Annotated in this window: 17 protein-coding genes and 2 tRNA genes; 12 read left to right on the top strand and 7 right to left on the bottom strand. The window is 47.8% G+C overall.

Annotated features, from left to right (window positions below):
- Positions 1-164 precede the first annotated feature (164 nt).
- The 3 genes from J3B89_RS11695 to J3B89_RS11685 are packed head-to-tail and all read left to right on the top strand — an operon-like array spanning position 165 to position 2,399.
- Positions 165-1,295: a lysophospholipid acyltransferase family protein gene (locus J3B89_RS11695; protein ID WP_349814215.1), complete on the top strand. Its 1,131-nt coding sequence runs from the start codon at positions 165-167 to the stop codon at positions 1,293-1,295.
- On the top strand, positions 1,292-2,170 hold the full coding sequence (locus J3B89_RS11690) for an EamA/DMT transporter family protein (RefSeq protein ID WP_215397739.1): 879 nt from the start codon (positions 1,292-1,294) through the stop codon (positions 2,168-2,170). The genes J3B89_RS11695 and J3B89_RS11690 overlap by 4 nt, the downstream gene beginning before the upstream one ends.
- Positions 2,154-2,399: a DUF2960 domain-containing protein gene (locus J3B89_RS11685; RefSeq protein WP_215397738.1), complete on the top strand. Its 246-nt coding sequence runs from the start codon at positions 2,154-2,156 to the stop codon at positions 2,397-2,399. Before J3B89_RS11690 ends, J3B89_RS11685 begins: the two co-directional genes overlap by 17 nt.
- A 117-nt stretch (positions 2,400-2,516) precedes the next feature.
- Here the strand turns inward: J3B89_RS11685 and cspE are convergent, their stop codons facing one another.
- Positions 2,517-2,726, bottom strand: coding sequence for a transcription antiterminator/RNA stability regulator CspE (gene cspE, locus J3B89_RS11680; protein WP_027670166.1), 210 nt, complete (start codon positions 2,724-2,726; stop codon positions 2,517-2,519).
- Between the two features lie 310 nt (positions 2,727-3,036).
- Positions 3,037-4,155, bottom strand: a complete 1,119-nt coding sequence (gene ald, locus J3B89_RS11675; RefSeq protein WP_215397737.1) for an alanine dehydrogenase — start codon at positions 4,153-4,155, stop codon at positions 3,037-3,039.
- Between the two features lie 148 nt (positions 4,156-4,303).
- Here ald and lrp point away from each other — a divergent pair, with 148 nt between their 5' ends.
- From lrp to J3B89_RS11640, 7 genes are all read left to right on the top strand, one after another.
- The gene (gene lrp / locus J3B89_RS11670; protein WP_215397736.1) at positions 4,304-4,801 is read left to right on the top strand and encodes a leucine-responsive transcriptional regulator Lrp; all 498 of its coding nucleotides are present in this window, start codon (positions 4,304-4,306) and stop codon (positions 4,799-4,801) included.
- Between the two features lie 120 nt (positions 4,802-4,921).
- The gene (locus tag J3B89_RS11665) at positions 4,922-7,378 is read left to right on the top strand and encodes a DNA translocase FtsK (protein WP_215397735.1); all 2,457 of its coding nucleotides are present in this window, start codon (positions 4,922-4,924) and stop codon (positions 7,376-7,378) included.
- Entirely contained in the window at positions 7,379-7,990 is a 612-nt protein-coding gene (lolA, locus tag J3B89_RS11660) for an outer membrane lipoprotein periplasmic chaperone LolA (RefSeq protein ID WP_215397734.1), read from the top strand. It begins immediately after the preceding gene.
- A gap of 18 nt (positions 7,991-8,008) precedes the next feature.
- Positions 8,009-9,349, top strand: coding sequence for a replication-associated recombination protein A (locus J3B89_RS11655; RefSeq protein ID WP_215397733.1), 1,341 nt, complete (start codon positions 8,009-8,011; stop codon positions 9,347-9,349).
- Entirely contained in the window at positions 9,349-9,723 is a 375-nt protein-coding gene (gene crcB, locus J3B89_RS11650; protein ID WP_215397732.1) for a fluoride efflux transporter CrcB, read from the top strand. Before J3B89_RS11655 ends, crcB begins: the two co-directional genes overlap by 1 nt.
- Positions 9,724-9,728: 5 nt before the next feature.
- On the top strand, positions 9,729-11,018 hold the full coding sequence (serS, locus tag J3B89_RS11645) for a serine--tRNA ligase (protein WP_215397731.1): 1,290 nt from the start codon (positions 9,729-9,731) through the stop codon (positions 11,016-11,018).
- Positions 11,019-11,084: 66 nt separating this feature from the next.
- The gene (locus J3B89_RS11640) at positions 11,085-11,231 is read left to right on the top strand and encodes a hypothetical protein (RefSeq protein WP_215397730.1); all 147 of its coding nucleotides are present in this window, start codon (positions 11,085-11,087) and stop codon (positions 11,229-11,231) included.
- 3 nt (positions 11,232-11,234) lie between these two features.
- Here J3B89_RS11640 and J3B89_RS11635 read toward each other — a convergent pair whose 3' ends face one another.
- From J3B89_RS11635 to J3B89_RS11615, 5 genes are all read right to left on the bottom strand, one after another.
- On the bottom strand, positions 11,235-11,570 hold the full coding sequence (locus J3B89_RS11635) for a TusE/DsrC/DsvC family sulfur relay protein (protein WP_215397729.1): 336 nt from the start codon (positions 11,568-11,570) through the stop codon (positions 11,235-11,237).
- Entirely contained in the window at positions 11,558-11,824 is a 267-nt protein-coding gene (locus J3B89_RS11630; protein WP_215397728.1) for a DsrH/TusB family sulfur metabolism protein, read from the bottom strand. Before J3B89_RS11630 ends, J3B89_RS11635 begins: the two co-directional genes overlap by 13 nt.
- On the bottom strand, positions 11,824-12,180 hold the full coding sequence (gene tusC / locus J3B89_RS11625) for a sulfurtransferase complex subunit TusC (protein ID WP_215397727.1): 357 nt from the start codon (positions 12,178-12,180) through the stop codon (positions 11,824-11,826). The genes J3B89_RS11630 and tusC overlap by 1 nt, the downstream gene beginning before the upstream one ends.
- Positions 12,180-12,542, bottom strand: coding sequence for a sulfurtransferase complex subunit TusD (gene tusD / locus J3B89_RS11620; RefSeq protein WP_215397726.1), 363 nt, complete (start codon positions 12,540-12,542; stop codon positions 12,180-12,182). The genes tusC and tusD overlap by 1 nt, the downstream gene beginning before the upstream one ends.
- A 78-nt stretch (positions 12,543-12,620) precedes the next feature.
- Positions 12,621-13,289, bottom strand: a complete 669-nt coding sequence (locus J3B89_RS11615; RefSeq protein WP_215397725.1) for a Bax inhibitor-1/YccA family protein — start codon at positions 13,287-13,289, stop codon at positions 12,621-12,623.
- A gap of 164 nt (positions 13,290-13,453) precedes the next feature.
- On the opposite strand from J3B89_RS11615, the gene J3B89_RS11610 reads away from it, so the two are divergent.
- Together J3B89_RS11610 and J3B89_RS11605 are read left to right on the top strand one after the other, a co-directional pair.
- A tRNA-Ser gene (locus J3B89_RS11610) sits at positions 13,454-13,544 on the top strand.
- A 185-nt stretch (positions 13,545-13,729) separates the two neighbouring features.
- Positions 13,730-13,820: transfer RNA gene (locus J3B89_RS11605), tRNA-Ser, on the top strand.
- Positions 13,821-13,915: the final 95 nt, after the last annotated feature.

The following is a 13,915-nucleotide window of genomic DNA, read 5'->3' as shown; positions in this document are numbered from 1 at the left end:
TTTTTTGTATTGTCTGTATAAATTTACCTGTTGCAATGCTTATGCGATAAGGCAACAGGGGGTTATGCCGACTGTGTTGAAAAACAATTGGCTTTCGCTACTGGTGAATTTTGATTAACTCAGTAAAATAGTTCGCTCTTTGAGCCTCATACGTAGTGATCCCAGTGTCAGACCAAGATTTATATGCCGATATCCGGCCGTACAATGATGATGAAGTTGCTCCGGCAATAGCCCGTTTAATTGCTGATGACGAGTTTATTCAGGCTATTTTGCATTACCGTTTTCCGCATTTATCCGGCCCGTTCGGCTGGTTGTTGTCGCCTATTGTTAAATTTGCCTTAAAGCGGCGCTGGGCAAAATTAAACAGCGTGCATGCGGTGCAAAAACAGGTTGCCAATTTTATGGACCGGATGATAGACAGCACCACCAATAAAATTACCGTATCGGGTTTAGAAAACCTGACTGCAAGCCAGGCTTATCTGTTTGTGTCTAATCACCGTGATATTGCCATGGATCCGGCATTGGTAAACTGGTGCCTGCATCATAATGGCTTTGATACAGTACGTATTGCCATTGGCGATAATCTGCTGCGCAAAGCCTGCGCTACCGAGCTGATGAAGCTTAATAAAAGTTTTATTGTAAAGCGTGGTGCCAAAGGCCCGCGCGAAATGCTGAAAAATTTATCGCAGTTATCGGCTTACATTAAGCACTCACTGCAACAGCAGCAGTCGGTATGGATTGCGCAAAAAGAAGGTCGTGCCAAAGACGGTAATGATGAAACCGACCCGGCTATTCTGAAAATGTTTTATATGGAAGGCAAAAAACGCGGTGAAGATTTTGCTACTTATATGGCCGGTTTAAACATTGTACCGGTGTGTTTATCGTACGAATACGACCCTTGTGATATTAATAAAATAAACGAGTTGTGGCAAAAGCATACAGAGGGCTCATACCAAAAAGGCGAGTTTGAAGATATTGACAGCATTATCAAAGGCATAGTCGGGTACAAAGGCCGGGTGCATGTTGCTTTTGGCAAACCCCTAACCAGTGTGCCGGCAGAGCCGGAGCAACTTGCTGCGTTAATTGACCAGCAAATCTGGCAGCAATACCGCTTGTTTCCGGTAAATTACCTGGCAGCAGGTCAGCAGCATGCCTCGGTGGATGACGCTGTTATTGAACTGTGGCAGCAGCGTTTACAAGCCCTACCTGCAGCGGCTGCCCCTATGCTAAGTACGCTTTATGCCGCACCACTGATTAAGCAGCAATTACAGCAGCAAACGGAAAACTGCGCTTGAGCTATCTTGTCGGGGTAACTCTGCTATGGGCGTTTTCTTTTAGCCTGATCGGAGTTTATCTGGCAGGTCAGGTTGACGCTTACTTTGCTGTTTTGCTGCGAGTTGCGCTGGCTCTGCTGGTATTTTTGCCCTTTATGCGCCAGCTACCCTGGCAACTGGCCTGTAAATTGTCAGCTTTGGGGGCGGTGCAGTTGGGGCTGATGTATTTATTTTATTATCAGTCATTTATATTGCTAACGGTGCCGGAAGTATTAATTTTTACCATTTTTACGCCGGTATATATCACCTTACTTTACGATGCGCTGCAACGCCGGTTTCAGTATCGCTTTTTACTGGCGGCGTTGCTGGCGGTTATTGCTGCAGCGCTAATGCGCTATAAAGGCTTAACGGAGGAATACTGGCTCGGTTTTGCTGTAGTACAGGGCGCCAATCTGTGTTTTGCTATAGGGCAGGTAGGTTATAAAGTGCTGCTGGCCAGGCAGCCGGTTAAGTTGGCGCAGCATCAGCTGTTTGGCTGGTTTTATCTGGGGGCGCTTGTCGTCGTGTTACCGGCCTGGTTGTTACTGGGCTCAGCACAGTATCCGCAGCACAATACCCAATGGGCAGTGTTGCTGTGGCTGGGTTTGGTGGCATCCGGTGGTGGTTATTACTGGTGGAACAAAGGTGCGACTCTGGTAAGCAGTGGCATGCTGGCAGTAATGAACAATATGCTGATCCCGGCCGGTTTGCTGGTGAATATTTTGCTGTGGAACCGCAATGAAAATTTACTGACTCTGGCAACAGGTTCGGTGTTATTAGTACTATCCTGTATGTTGTGTAAGCCTGTACGCAGCGCAGTTAAACCCGCCGGAGTGGCAGATGGCCAGAAAAATTAGCTATACCTTTAACAAACAGCGCAAAGTGATCAACTTCAGCTATGACAAGCACCACGATATGTATGAAGCCGTGGCCGCTGCTGAAGGCATAGATTTAACCCGCTTTCTGGCGATGGAGCAGCAGGTTGCCATGACAGCCAAGCGCGGCGCAGCAGTGAAAAATTACCGGCAACAAGAGTTTGCCCGTATGGGCTTTGCTGATATCGCTTTTGTCAGAGAAGAGCAGTAGGGTATACAGCCGTGATTATAAATAGGGCGCCTGTGTTTAGGTGCTTAACTTTTAAGGCACTAAATTACAGGCAATAAAAAAGGACACCGTGGTGTCCTTTTTTTGCAAGTGCTTAAATTACAGAACTGTAACGTTAGCAGCTTGTGGGCCTTTTTGGCCTTGTTCGATTTCGAAAGCTACACGTTGGCCTTCGTTTAAGGTTTTGTAACCTTCAGTCTGGATTGCACGGAAGTGAACGAATGCGTCAGCGCCGCCGTTATCCTGAGTAATGAAACCGAAACCTTTATCAGCGTTGAACCACTTTACTACACCAGTTACTTTAGCCATGAATGACTCCTAAAAATTTAATAAAACTAATTGACGCTTAATTGCGCTTTTAGCCTGACTGTTACCTTACTTATGCGGCCAAACGTGCGTGAATCTTCAGGACATGACTTACAATGAAGCTGTGTAGCGAAGTTTTCATAAACATTTTGTTACATAGGTCTGCTTTACAGGCCGGGAATCACTATAGCAGGTCTGGTATGAATGTATATAGCAAAATGCAAATAAACCGTTGTCTGGTAATAAAAAAGCCTTAAAAAATAAAAAAAGGCCGCAAAAGCAGCCTTTATCTCAGTTGTTTATTTATTGAGCATTAAGCATTTAACGCAACTTTAGGCTCAACAAAGCTGAAGCCTAACGCTTCTGCAACACTTTGGTTAGTTACATGGCCGTGTATCACGTTTAAACCATTCATTAAATGCTGGTCATCCAGCAGTGCCTGCTTATAACCTTTATTAGCTAAACGGATAATAAACGGCAGGGTAGCGTTGTTCAGTGCAAAGGTAGAGGTGCGTGGCACCGCGCCAGGCATGTTAGCTACACAGTAGTGCACAACGTCGTCCACGATGTAGGTAGGTTCAGCATGGGTAGTTGGCTTAGAGGTTTCCACACAACCGCCCTGATCGATAGCAACATCAACAATGGCTGAGCCTGGCTTCATCCGCCTGATATGATCTTTGGTAACCAGCTTAGGTGCTGCAGCGCCAGGTACCAGCACACCACCAATTACTAAGTCAGCTGCCAGTACTTCCTGCTCCAGCGCGTCAGCAGTAGAGTAAATCGCTTTTACTGCACCGTTAAACTGGGCATTAATACGGCGCAGTACATCAACACTGCGATCCAGTACGGTAACGTCAGCACCTAAACCCAGTGCCATTTGTGCAGCGTTAGTACCAACCATACCGCCACCGATCACGACAACTTTAGCTGGAGCAACGCCCGGTACACCGCCTAATAGCATACCGCGGCCACCACATGATTTTTCCAGTGCACGGGCTCCGGCCTGAATTGACATCCGGCCGGCCACTTCAGACATTGGTGCTAACAGCGGTAAACCGCCACGGTTATCAGTAACAGTTTCATAGGCAATGCAAATTGCTTTAGATTTGATCAAATCCTGCGTTTGCGGTAAATCCGGTGCCAGGTGCAGATAAGTAAACAGGATTTGGCCTTCACGCAGCATAGCGCGTTCAACCGCCTGAGGTTCTTTTACCTTAACAATCATGTCTGCTTTGGCAAAAATTTCTGCTGCGGTGCCCATTACTGTAGCACCGGCGGCGGTGTAATCGTCGTCGGTAAAGCCGATGCCCATACCAGCGTTGGTTTCTATCAGCACGCTGTGCTTGTTATTTACCAGTTCACGCACGCTGGCCGGTGTCATGCCTACGCGGTATTCATGGTTTTTAATTTCTTTTGGTACGCCAATGATCATAATGTTATGCCTTTTTCTGAGGTAAATGTTGGCTGAGGTAAAATTTGTGCGCAGTATACTGCTAATTTTGTAGAATTAATGCTTGTTTTATGGTGCTGCAGTAGTGCAAAATTCTGTTTAAATTAAAAAAGCAAATTTTTTAGCTGCTATGTACTCTTTAAGTAAAAGTATCAAGAAGTTAGACAGAATAGATCGCAAAATACTGCTGGAGTTACAACGTGACGGCCGTTTAGCTAATGTAGAACTGGCACGCAGGGTAGGGCTAAGCCCGACGCCCTGCCTGGAGCGGGTACGTAAGCTGGAGGCTGAGGGTGTGATTTTAGGCTACAGTGCACAGATTGACCCGCATAAAGTTGGCGCTGCCTTACTGGTGTTTGTCGAAATTACCTTAAGTAAAACCTCACCGGAAGATTTTGATGAGTTCAGCAAAGCTGTGCAAAAACTGGAAGAAATTCAGGAATGTCATCTGGTATCCGGTAGCTTCGATTTTTTGCTGAAAACCCGGGTAGCAAATATGGCCGCCTACCGGGAACTGTTGGGAGAAACCCTGCTCAGACTACCCAGTGTGCGTGAAAGCCGCACTTATGTGGTGATGGAAGAGGTGAAGCAAAGCACTTTTGTTGCAATAAGTGCGATAAGCAGCTAATTAGCAGTTCAGCCGTGCTTCACGGATGCACTTTTACAGTGTCTCTGGTATCTTAGCCTGCAGTACTACACTCTGGTGCGCTTGAACAAAAAACGATGATAAAAAGGTAGGGCCTTTCATTTGCAAAACCGAGCTTATTTTCCGCTAAACGGTGTACAGCGCTTGCTGGAAGTCGGATTAATTGTGTTTTCCGGCTTTGCCTTATTTCTGTTACTGGCACTGTTGTCTTTTGACCCGGCCGATCCCAGCTGGTCGCAAACCGGTTACCAAACCAGCATTCATAACTATGCCGGGCCAATAGGTGCCTGGCTGGCTGATTTATTGTTATTCAGTTTTGGCTGGATTGCTTATCTGATCCCGTTTTTGGTGGCACTTGCCGGTTATTTGTTGTTTAAGCGTTTTCACGACGTAATGAGTTTGGATTATCTGATCCTGGGCCTGCGCCTGATTGGCCTGGTATTAACACTGCTCACGGCAACTGCAATAAGCAGTATGAATTTTAATGATATTTTTTACTTTTCTTCCGGTGGTGTTATCGGTGATGTTGTCAGTGGCGCTTTGCTGCCGTACTTTAATTTTATCGGTACTGTTTTACTGTTGCTGTGTGGTTTTGCTACCGGCTTAACTCTGATGACAGGGATCTCCTGGCTGACAGTTGCCGATGCGCTGGGCGCAGCCTGTTATAGCGCCGTGCAGTTTGCGATCTCTGTACCACAGCGCCTGCGTGAACGCAGTAAAGACGACTATGACCCTTTTGCTGCAGAACAGGAGCAGGACGAGTTTGACGACGAACCTGTAGTCATAGCTGAAAAGCCGCGCAAGACACCACAGCTGAGTAAGCCGGTGGCAGATACTTTGCCGATCACGCCGTTAAATGCCAAAACCGAAGCCAAGGCGTTTTACAGTGTCGATACGCTGGCTGATGAGGAATTGTCATTTAGTGCGATTGATGAACCGGACGCTGCGCGCTGGAGCGATACGCTGCAACAACTTGATTTACCGCCAGACTCTGAAATTGAAACCATCCTGACTGAAATTGCAGATGAAGAAGATGACAGTGAAGAAGTATCTCACCTGATGGAAGAGCTGCCGTCACTGGCATTGCTGGACCGGCCAGACAAAGCCGCCAACCCGATTGATCCGGCTGATTTAGAGCGGGTGTCACGTTTGGTAGAGGCGAAGCTGCTTGATTTTAATGTTGACGCTAAAGTGGTCGGCGTGCACCCGGGCCCTGTGGTAACCCGCTTTGAGCTGGATTTAGCTCCCGGCGTTAAAGTGAGTAAAATTACTGGCCTTGCTAAAGATTTGGCGCGCTCGTTATCTGCCATCAGCGTGCGGGTAGTGGAGGTTATTCCGGGGAAATCTTATATTGGTTTAGAGCTGCCAAACCAGCACCGCGAAATCGTGCGTTTATCTGAAGTTATTGGTGATGAGATATTTGAAAGCTCTAAATCCCCGCTGACAATGGTATTGGGTAAAGATATTGCCGGTAAGTCGGTAGTGGCTGATCTGGCGAAAATGCCGCACCTGCTGGTGGCCGGTACGACCGGTTCGGGTAAATCGGTTGGCGTCAACGTGATGATTTGTAGTCTGTTGTATAAATCGACGCCGGATGACGTGCGTTTTTTAATGATCGACCCGAAAATGCTGGAATTATCTATTTACGAAGGTATTCCACACCTGCTGACCGAAGTGGTTACCGACATGAAAGATGCCGCTAATGGCTTACGCTGGTGTGTCGGCGAGATGGAGCGGCGTTATAAATTAATGTCGGCGCTGGGGGTACGTAACCTTAAAGGCTATAACGCCAAAGTAAAAGAAGCCATTGCAGAGGGCGCGCCATTAAAAGATCCGCTGTGGCGCCCGTCAGATAATATGCGCACTGAAGCGCCATTATTAGAGAAATTACCGTCTATTGTTGTAGTTATCGACGAATTTGCCGACATGATGATGATTGTCGGTAAAAAAGTAGAAGAGCTGATTGCCCGTATTGCGCAAAAAGCCCGGGCGGCAGGTATCCATCTGATCTTAGCTACCCAGCGGCCGTCGGTAGACGTTATCACCGGTTTAATTAAAGCTAATATTCCTACCCGGATAGCCTTTCAGGTGTCATCAAAAATTGACTCCCGTACTATTCTGGATCAGCAAGGCGCAGAAAGCTTACTGGGGCAGGGTGATATGTTGTATTTACCGCCAGGCTCCGGTGTACCAAACCGGGTGCATGGTGCTTTTGTCGATGACCACGAAGTTCATGCTGTGGTTGCCGACTGGAAAAAACGCGGTAAGCCAAACTATATTGCCGAAATTTTAAGTGGTGAAACCACTGAAGAGAATCTGCTGCCAGGCGAAACCCTGGAAGGTGAGGATGGCGAAGCCGATCCGCTGTATGATCAGGCTGTGGCCTTTGTTACTGAAAGCCGCCGTGCTTCTGTGTCCGGTGTGCAGCGTAAGTTTCGTATAGGATATAACCGTGCCGCCCGTTTGGTTGAACAAATGGAGCACAGCGGTATTGTCAGTGGCCCTGGCCACAATGGTAATCGTGAAGTGATGGCTCCACCGCCACCAAAAGGATATTAAATGCTACGTAGTTTGCTAGCGGTTGTTGTGTTGTGTAGTTCTGTTTCTGCCGTGGCGCAAAATGCCGAGCAGACGCTACAACGTAAACTGGCCAGTATTAAAAGTTTTTCTGCCAGTTTTGAGCAGCAAGTGTTTGACGCACAAAAGCAGTTGTTGCAACAGGGCAAAGGCGAGCTGATGATCAGGCAGCCGGCGCTGTTTCGCTTTGAAACCACAGAGCCCGAGCCAAACCTGTTTATTGGCGATGGCCAAAGCCTGTGGTTTTATAATGAAGCGCTGGAGCAGTTAACCATTTATGACGCCGCCAGCGAGGTAAACCGCACGCCGTTTGTGTTACTCACGTCTACTAAACCTGAGCTTTGGGCCCGGTATAACGTAGAGCAACAAGGCGAGCAGTTTGTTATCCGCTCAAAAGAGGCCGATAGCCCGGTAAAACAATTAACCCTGAGCTTCTCCGGTGCGGCATTATCTAACATGCAGGTATTGGATATGAACCAGCAAACCAGTGAATTTAACTTCACTTTAATGCAGCTGAATATTGAGCTGGATAAAGGTTTGTTCCGGTTTACCCCGCCAGAGCATACTGATATTGACGATCAGCGTCAGCGATAGCAACCTAAAGATAATTTTGTGAACTCATTACCACTTGATTTTGCTGATGATTTTCGCCCGCTGGCTGCCAGAATGCGGCCGCAAACGCTGGCTGAATATGCAGGACAGCAGCATTTAATTGGCGAAGGCACCGCACTTAAAAAGGCGATTGAAGCCGGCCGGGTGTTTTCACTCATTTTGTGGGGCCCACCGGGTACCGGTAAAACCACTTTGGCAGAAGTTATAGCCCGGCACGCCGATGCGGCTATCAGTAAATTGTCGGCAGTAACCTGTGGTATTAAAGAAATTCGTGAGGCGATTGCGCAGGCACAGCAACGCCAGCAGCAGTATCAGCAACGCACCTTGCTGTTTGTTGACGAGGTACACCGTTTTAATAAAAGCCAACAAGATGCCTTTTTACCTTTTATTGAAGACGGCACCATTATTTTTATTGGCGCCACTACTGAAAACCCGTCTTTTGCCCTGAATAACGCTATTTTATCCCGTGCCCGGGTGTGTGTGCTTAAACCGCTAAGCGATACTGATTTGCAGCAGGTGCTGGCACAGGCCCTGACAGATAAAGAGCGTGGCTTGGGCCTTGAAGCCGTGCATCTGGCTGCCGATGCTGAGCAGTTGCTGCTGCAACTGGCAGACGGTGACGCACGCAAATTGCTTAACCTGCTGGAGCAAGCCGCAGAGCTTACCGGGGCTGATAGCAACGGCAAAATGATAAGCTTTGAGACGCTGAAAAATCTGGTACCCAAACAGTTACCAGGCTTTGATAATCAGGGTGATCTGTTTTATGACCTGATCTCCGCCTTTCATAAATCAGTGCGCGGCTCGGATCCGGATGCAGCCTTGTATTGGTATTGCCGTATTCTGGCTGGCGGTGGCGATCCGCTGTATGTTGCCAGGCGCTTGCTGGCTATTGCCAGTGAAGATATTGGTAACGCCGATCCGCGGGCGTTAACACTGGCGCTTAATGCCTGGGATACCTTTGAACGGGTAGGCCCTGCCGAAGGTGAACGGGCTATAGCTCAGGCTGCAGTTTATCTGGCACTGGCGCCAAAAAGTAACGCCGTGTATAGCGCTTTTAATCAGCTTAAGCAACTGGTGGCAGAACAACCGGCTTTTGAGGTGCCGCTGCATTTGCGCAATGCGCCAACAAAATTAATGAAGCAGCTGGGTTTTGGCGAAGGTTACCGTTATGCACATGATGAAGCCGGAGCTTATGCTGCTGGCGAGCGCTATTTGCCTACGGAGCTTGCCGGGCAGAGATTCTATCAGCCAACAGAGCGTGGCATGGAAAAACAACTGGCAGAAAAGCTGCGTTATTTAAAGCAGCTTGATGCCGACAGCCCACGTAAAAGAGATAAATAATGCTGACCTATCTGGCGATAGCTATTGGCGGCGCTGTTGGAGCATGTTTACGCTTCGGTATTAACGAACTGGCGGTGAATGTTTTAGGCAAGTCATTCCCTTTTGGCACTTTGCTGGTTAATATTCTTGGCTCTTTTGTGCTGGGTTGGTTATTTGCACTGTTCAGTAGTGGTGTACTGGCGGTATCACCCTGGCGGGCACTGATAGCTATTGGCCTTATTGGTGCTTTTACCACGTTTTCTACCTTTTCGCTGGATACCGTCTTGCTGATGCAGCAAGGCGACTGGCTAAAAGCAATCGTCAACGTATTATTAAATGTGTTGTTGTGTTTAACGCTTGCCTGGTTAGGGCTTAAACTGGGTTCAATGAAGTAATTACTATGCTAGATGCGAAATTTTTACGTACCGAATTAACTGAAACGGCCAACCGTCTGGCCCAGCGTGGCTTTGTACTGGATGTGGCGCGTTTAACTGCGCTGGAAGAGCAGCGCCGCACTTTACAGGTAGACACGCAGGAGCTGCAAAACCTGCGTAATACCAAATCTAAAGCGATAGGCCAGGCGAAAAGCCGTGGTGAAGATATTACGCCACTGTTAGCAGAAGTTGACGGCCTGGGCGCTCAGCTTGATGCAGCCAAACAGCAACTGGACGCAGTGCTCAGTGAAGTAGAGCAAATTGCCCTGACGATCCCTAACTTACCGGATGCTTCAGTGCCGGCCGGTAAAGATGAAACACAAAACGTAGAAGTACGTCGTTTCGGCCAGCCACGCCAGTTCGAATTTACTATTCAGGATCATGTGGCGCTGGGTGAAGCGTTGGATAAAGGGCTGGACTTTGAAAGTGCAGTAAAAGTAGCCGGCTCACGGTTTGTGGTGATGCGCGGCCAGGTAGCCCGGCTGCACCGTGCATTAACCCAGTTTATGCTGGATTTACATACTAACGAGCATGGCTACACTGAACTTTATGTACCCTATCTGGTGAATCATGCCAGCTTATACGGCACCGGGCAGTTACCCAAGTTTGGCGCCGATTTATTTCACACCCAGCCCGCCACCGAAGAAGGACAGGGTATGGCGCTGATCCCAACGGCCGAGGTGCCGGTAACGAACTTAGCCCGTGACACTATTTTTGATGCCAGCGAATTGCCGGTGAAATACACCGCCCATACGCCATGTTTCAGAAGTGAAGCAGGTTCATACGGGCGTGACACCCGTGGTTTAATCCGCCAGCATCAGTTTGACAAAGTAGAACTGGTGCAACTGGTGCAACCTGAGCACTCAATGCAGGCGCTGGAAGAGTTAACCGGCCATGCTGAAAAAGTGTTGCAGCTGTTAGGTTTACCATACCGCGTAATGCTGTTATGTACCGGTGATATGGGTTTTGGTTCAAGCAAAACCTATGATCTGGAAGTATGGCTACCAGCACAGAATACTTACCGTGAAATTTCGTCCTGCAGCAATATGGGCGATTTCCAGGCCCGGCGTATGCAGGCCCGTTACCGCAGCGCTGAGATGAAAAAACCAGAGCTTATTCATACGTTAAATGGCTCTGCTCTGGCGGTAGGCCGTACTCTGGTCGCTATTCTGGAAAACTACCAGCAGGCAGATGGCTCTGTTGTAGTGCCTGAAGTGCTACGGCCTTATATGGGTGGCTTGCAGCAATTAGGCTGATAAGCTGCTGGTTGTCTTATGCTCCGTCCCAAGCTATAACGGATGGAGCTTTAAAAGGATAGGCAAATGGCGCCCAAACCGCGTAAAAGTATAAAATACAGTAATCCGGCCCTGATGCGGGCTATTTACTGGGCTATTATCATCGGTATTGTTGCCGTGTTTGTCCTTATTACTCTGGAAGCTATAGTGGGTATTGTCAGCGATGCTGCTTAAGCGTTAAAGGCATTTTGCCGGTTTAGGTAACCCCGCTATGCGGGTTGCCTGCTTGGCAGGGCCCTGAGGGAATAGCATAAACAGGTATTTACTGTTACCTTTATCCGGGCCGAGCTGCTGCGCCATGGCTTTTACCAGAACACGGATCGCCGGAGAGGTATTAAACTCCAGATAAAACTGCCGCACAAAATGCACTACTTCCCAGTGCGCATTAGTCAGGGCGATATTTTCCAGCCGGGCAAATTCTTCTGCTACTTGCTTATTCCACAGTTGCATATTTGCCAGATAACCATGTTTGTCCAGCGCCAGCGGCGTATCATTTACGATTAATTCTGCCATAACACATTCTGCTCTGCGCTAATACTCAGTTCTACCCAACGCCGGGCGCTGATAACGGTTACTGCGGTTACCGGTGTGATTTGCCTTATCTGGATATCTACATCCAGCGCGTAAAGCTGAGCCGGCCAGTTAAGGTCGCGGCGTAAACACAAATAGACCGCATCCTGGCGCAGTAAAATAATATCCTGAGCCTGGCATATAAGGCTCAGCTCACTCAGGCTCACTGACGGACTGATAACGCTGATTAATTTCATTAGCTGCTGATAACCTGATGTTGGCGGGCGAACAATTCTGCAATGCCGTTGGCGTCGAGCACTGTAACGTCAATACTTAAATCTGCTGCATTAATGCCACGTTGCTTAAGAGCCTGCTGGCATACGCATACCTGCTCAATATCGTACAGGTCAAACAGCTTAAAACTACGCGGATAGGCTTTAAGCTTAAAATCTGTATGGTCCTGTGTGGGCAGTAACTGATACACCGCGTCAGCACTGAATAGCACACTGATACTGTGCTCCACGGCAGCCATTGCCAATATCATATCCAGTGCCTCACGGCCTTTACCGTCATTAAAGGGGCTGCTGCGCTGTAATAGCAAAATATTACGCATTAAAATTGTACCAGTTTATCAATATTGCTTTGGCGCATGGCAAATTCGGCCAGGCCAGCGCTGGTATAACCGTCTCTGGCCATCAGCCTGTCACTTACCACACCACGCTTTTCTGCTGCGGTGACACAAAACAGTAAAGCAATATTATGTTGCTGACAAAACTGTGCCAGTTCTGCACTTAAATCAGGTTCATCAGCTGGCAAATCGATATGTTGTGCCGCACTGCAGACGGCATCCTGATATAAAAATATATGGTCGATACAGTGGCCATGATTAACCGCTGTTTTAGCAAATAGCAGCGCACTGGCCAGGCTTTGGCTGGCAAAGCTATCACTGGTAAGCAGCAATCCAAAGCGCGTCATAGCGGCTCCTGAAAAATAAAAATGCCCCGACTGGCGGGGCATTTTAGCGAATAACCTGATTAAGGCAAAGCGCTGTGCTTAATCATCACCACCAAAAATACCCAACAGCTGCAGCAGGTGGACGAAAATGTTAAATACATTCAGGTACAAGCTTACCGTTGCGCGGATATAGTTGGTTTCACCACCATTAATAATACGGCTGGTGTCAAACAGAATAAGGGCGGACATAATCAGGATAATAGCTGCGCTGATTGTCAGGCTTAATGCCGGAATGGCCAGGAAAATGTTTGCCAGCGCTGCAACCAGCACGACAATAAGGCCAACCATTAAAAAACCACCCATAAAAGAGAAGTCTTTGCGTGTTGTTAAAGCATAAGCTGACAGGCTGAAGAAAATCAGCGCGGTACCACCTAATGCCTGCATAATTAATGCAGTACCATTTGGTAAACCGGCATAATGATTAAGCATCGGCCCTAAGGATGCACCCATCGCAGCAGTAAAAGCAAACACCCAAAAAATGCCACTGGCCGAATCTGCCTTTTTATTTACCACAAACAGCATAATAAAGCCGGCAACAAAACATACCAGCGACATCATCGGCGACATATCCAATGCCATGGCAACGCCTGCGGCTACCGCACTGAATGCTAATGTCATCGCCAGCAAAAAGTAGGTATTGCGCAGTACTTTATTTATCTCGACACTACGTCCGGCAGTGCTGAGAGTAGAAGTTTCTCTGTATGACATAATTATGTTCTCCTGATACAAAGGTTTATCAACGTATTTGATGACATCATACCCAGTTAGTTCCCGCCAGACCAGTACCTGTACGGACAAATTGATAATAGCGTTAATTTTTTTGCATTTAGTGCTTTCTTTTGCCGTTCTAACTGATTAATATACGCGTCGCCGGAGGGATGGCAGAGCGGTTTAATGCACCGGTCTTGAAAACCGGCGTGGGTTAATAGCCCACCGAGAGTTCGAATCTCTCTCCCTCCGCCACTAAAACCACCTTTGCCGGTGGTTTTTTTGTTTTTGTACAATTAAGTCGGACCTGGCGCAGCGTTTTTCTCAGATTAATTGTCCAATAAATGACTTTGTTGATGCTTTACTAAGCAAACGGCTGAAAATAGCAAAAAAGCCCTTTACAAAGTTGCGGCCAGTTTCTAATATGCGCCCTGTAACGCGGAGGGATGGCAGAGCGGTTTAATGCACCGGTCTTGAAAACCGGCGTGGGTTAATAGCCCACCGAGAGTTCGAATCTCTCTCCCTCCGCCACTTTCCTGTTGTTCTCTGTTATCAATTACCTGCATATAAATCATCTGAAATCATATAGTTTTGTTTCATATGGTTAACCTTTCTGGCACACTAGG

This window comes from Rheinheimera oceanensis (assembly GCF_018831085.1).
In the GTDB taxonomy this organism is placed as follows: Bacteria; Pseudomonadota; Gammaproteobacteria; order Enterobacterales; family Alteromonadaceae; genus Alishewanella; species Alishewanella oceanensis.
The sequence above is the reverse complement of the archived record's forward strand: the minus strand, read 5'-3'. Positions and strand labels throughout refer to the sequence as shown.

What these genes read in the sequence shown, in the direction of transcription:
- J3B89_RS11685 (WP_215397738.1), top strand. Translation starts at nt 2,154, where the DNA reads ATGGCCAGAAAAATTAGCTATACCTTTAACAAACAGCGCAAAGTGATC.
- cspE (WP_027670166.1), bottom strand. Translation starts at nt 2,726, where the DNA reads ATGGCTAAAGTAACTGGTGTAGTAAAGTGGTTCAACGCTGATAAAGGT.
- ald (WP_215397737.1), bottom strand. Translation starts at nt 4,155, where the DNA reads ATGATCATTGGCGTACCAAAAGAAATTAAAAACCATGAATACCGCGTA.
- lrp (WP_215397736.1), top strand. Translation starts at nt 4,304, where the DNA reads ATGTACTCTTTAAGTAAAAGTATCAAGAAGTTAGACAGAATAGATCGC.
- lolA (WP_215397734.1), top strand. Translation starts at nt 7,379, where the DNA reads ATGCTACGTAGTTTGCTAGCGGTTGTTGTGTTGTGTAGTTCTGTTTCT.
- crcB (WP_215397732.1), top strand. Translation starts at nt 9,349, where the DNA reads ATGCTGACCTATCTGGCGATAGCTATTGGCGGCGCTGTTGGAGCATGT.
- serS (WP_215397731.1), top strand. Translation starts at nt 9,729, where the DNA reads ATGCTAGATGCGAAATTTTTACGTACCGAATTAACTGAAACGGCCAAC.
- J3B89_RS11640 (WP_215397730.1), top strand. Translation starts at nt 11,085, where the DNA reads ATGGCGCCCAAACCGCGTAAAAGTATAAAATACAGTAATCCGGCCCTG.
- J3B89_RS11635 (WP_215397729.1), bottom strand. Translation starts at nt 11,570, where the DNA reads ATGGCAGAATTAATCGTAAATGATACGCCGCTGGCGCTGGACAAACAT.
- J3B89_RS11630 (WP_215397728.1), bottom strand. Translation starts at nt 11,824, where the DNA reads ATGAAATTAATCAGCGTTATCAGTCCGTCAGTGAGCCTGAGTGAGCTG.
- tusC (WP_215397727.1), bottom strand. Translation starts at nt 12,180, where the DNA reads ATGCGTAATATTTTGCTATTACAGCGCAGCAGCCCCTTTAATGACGGT.
- tusD (WP_215397726.1), bottom strand. Translation starts at nt 12,542, where the DNA reads ATGACGCGCTTTGGATTGCTGCTTACCAGTGATAGCTTTGCCAGCCAA.
- J3B89_RS11615 (WP_215397725.1), bottom strand. Translation starts at nt 13,289, where the DNA reads ATGTCATACAGAGAAACTTCTACTCTCAGCACTGCCGGACGTAGTGTC.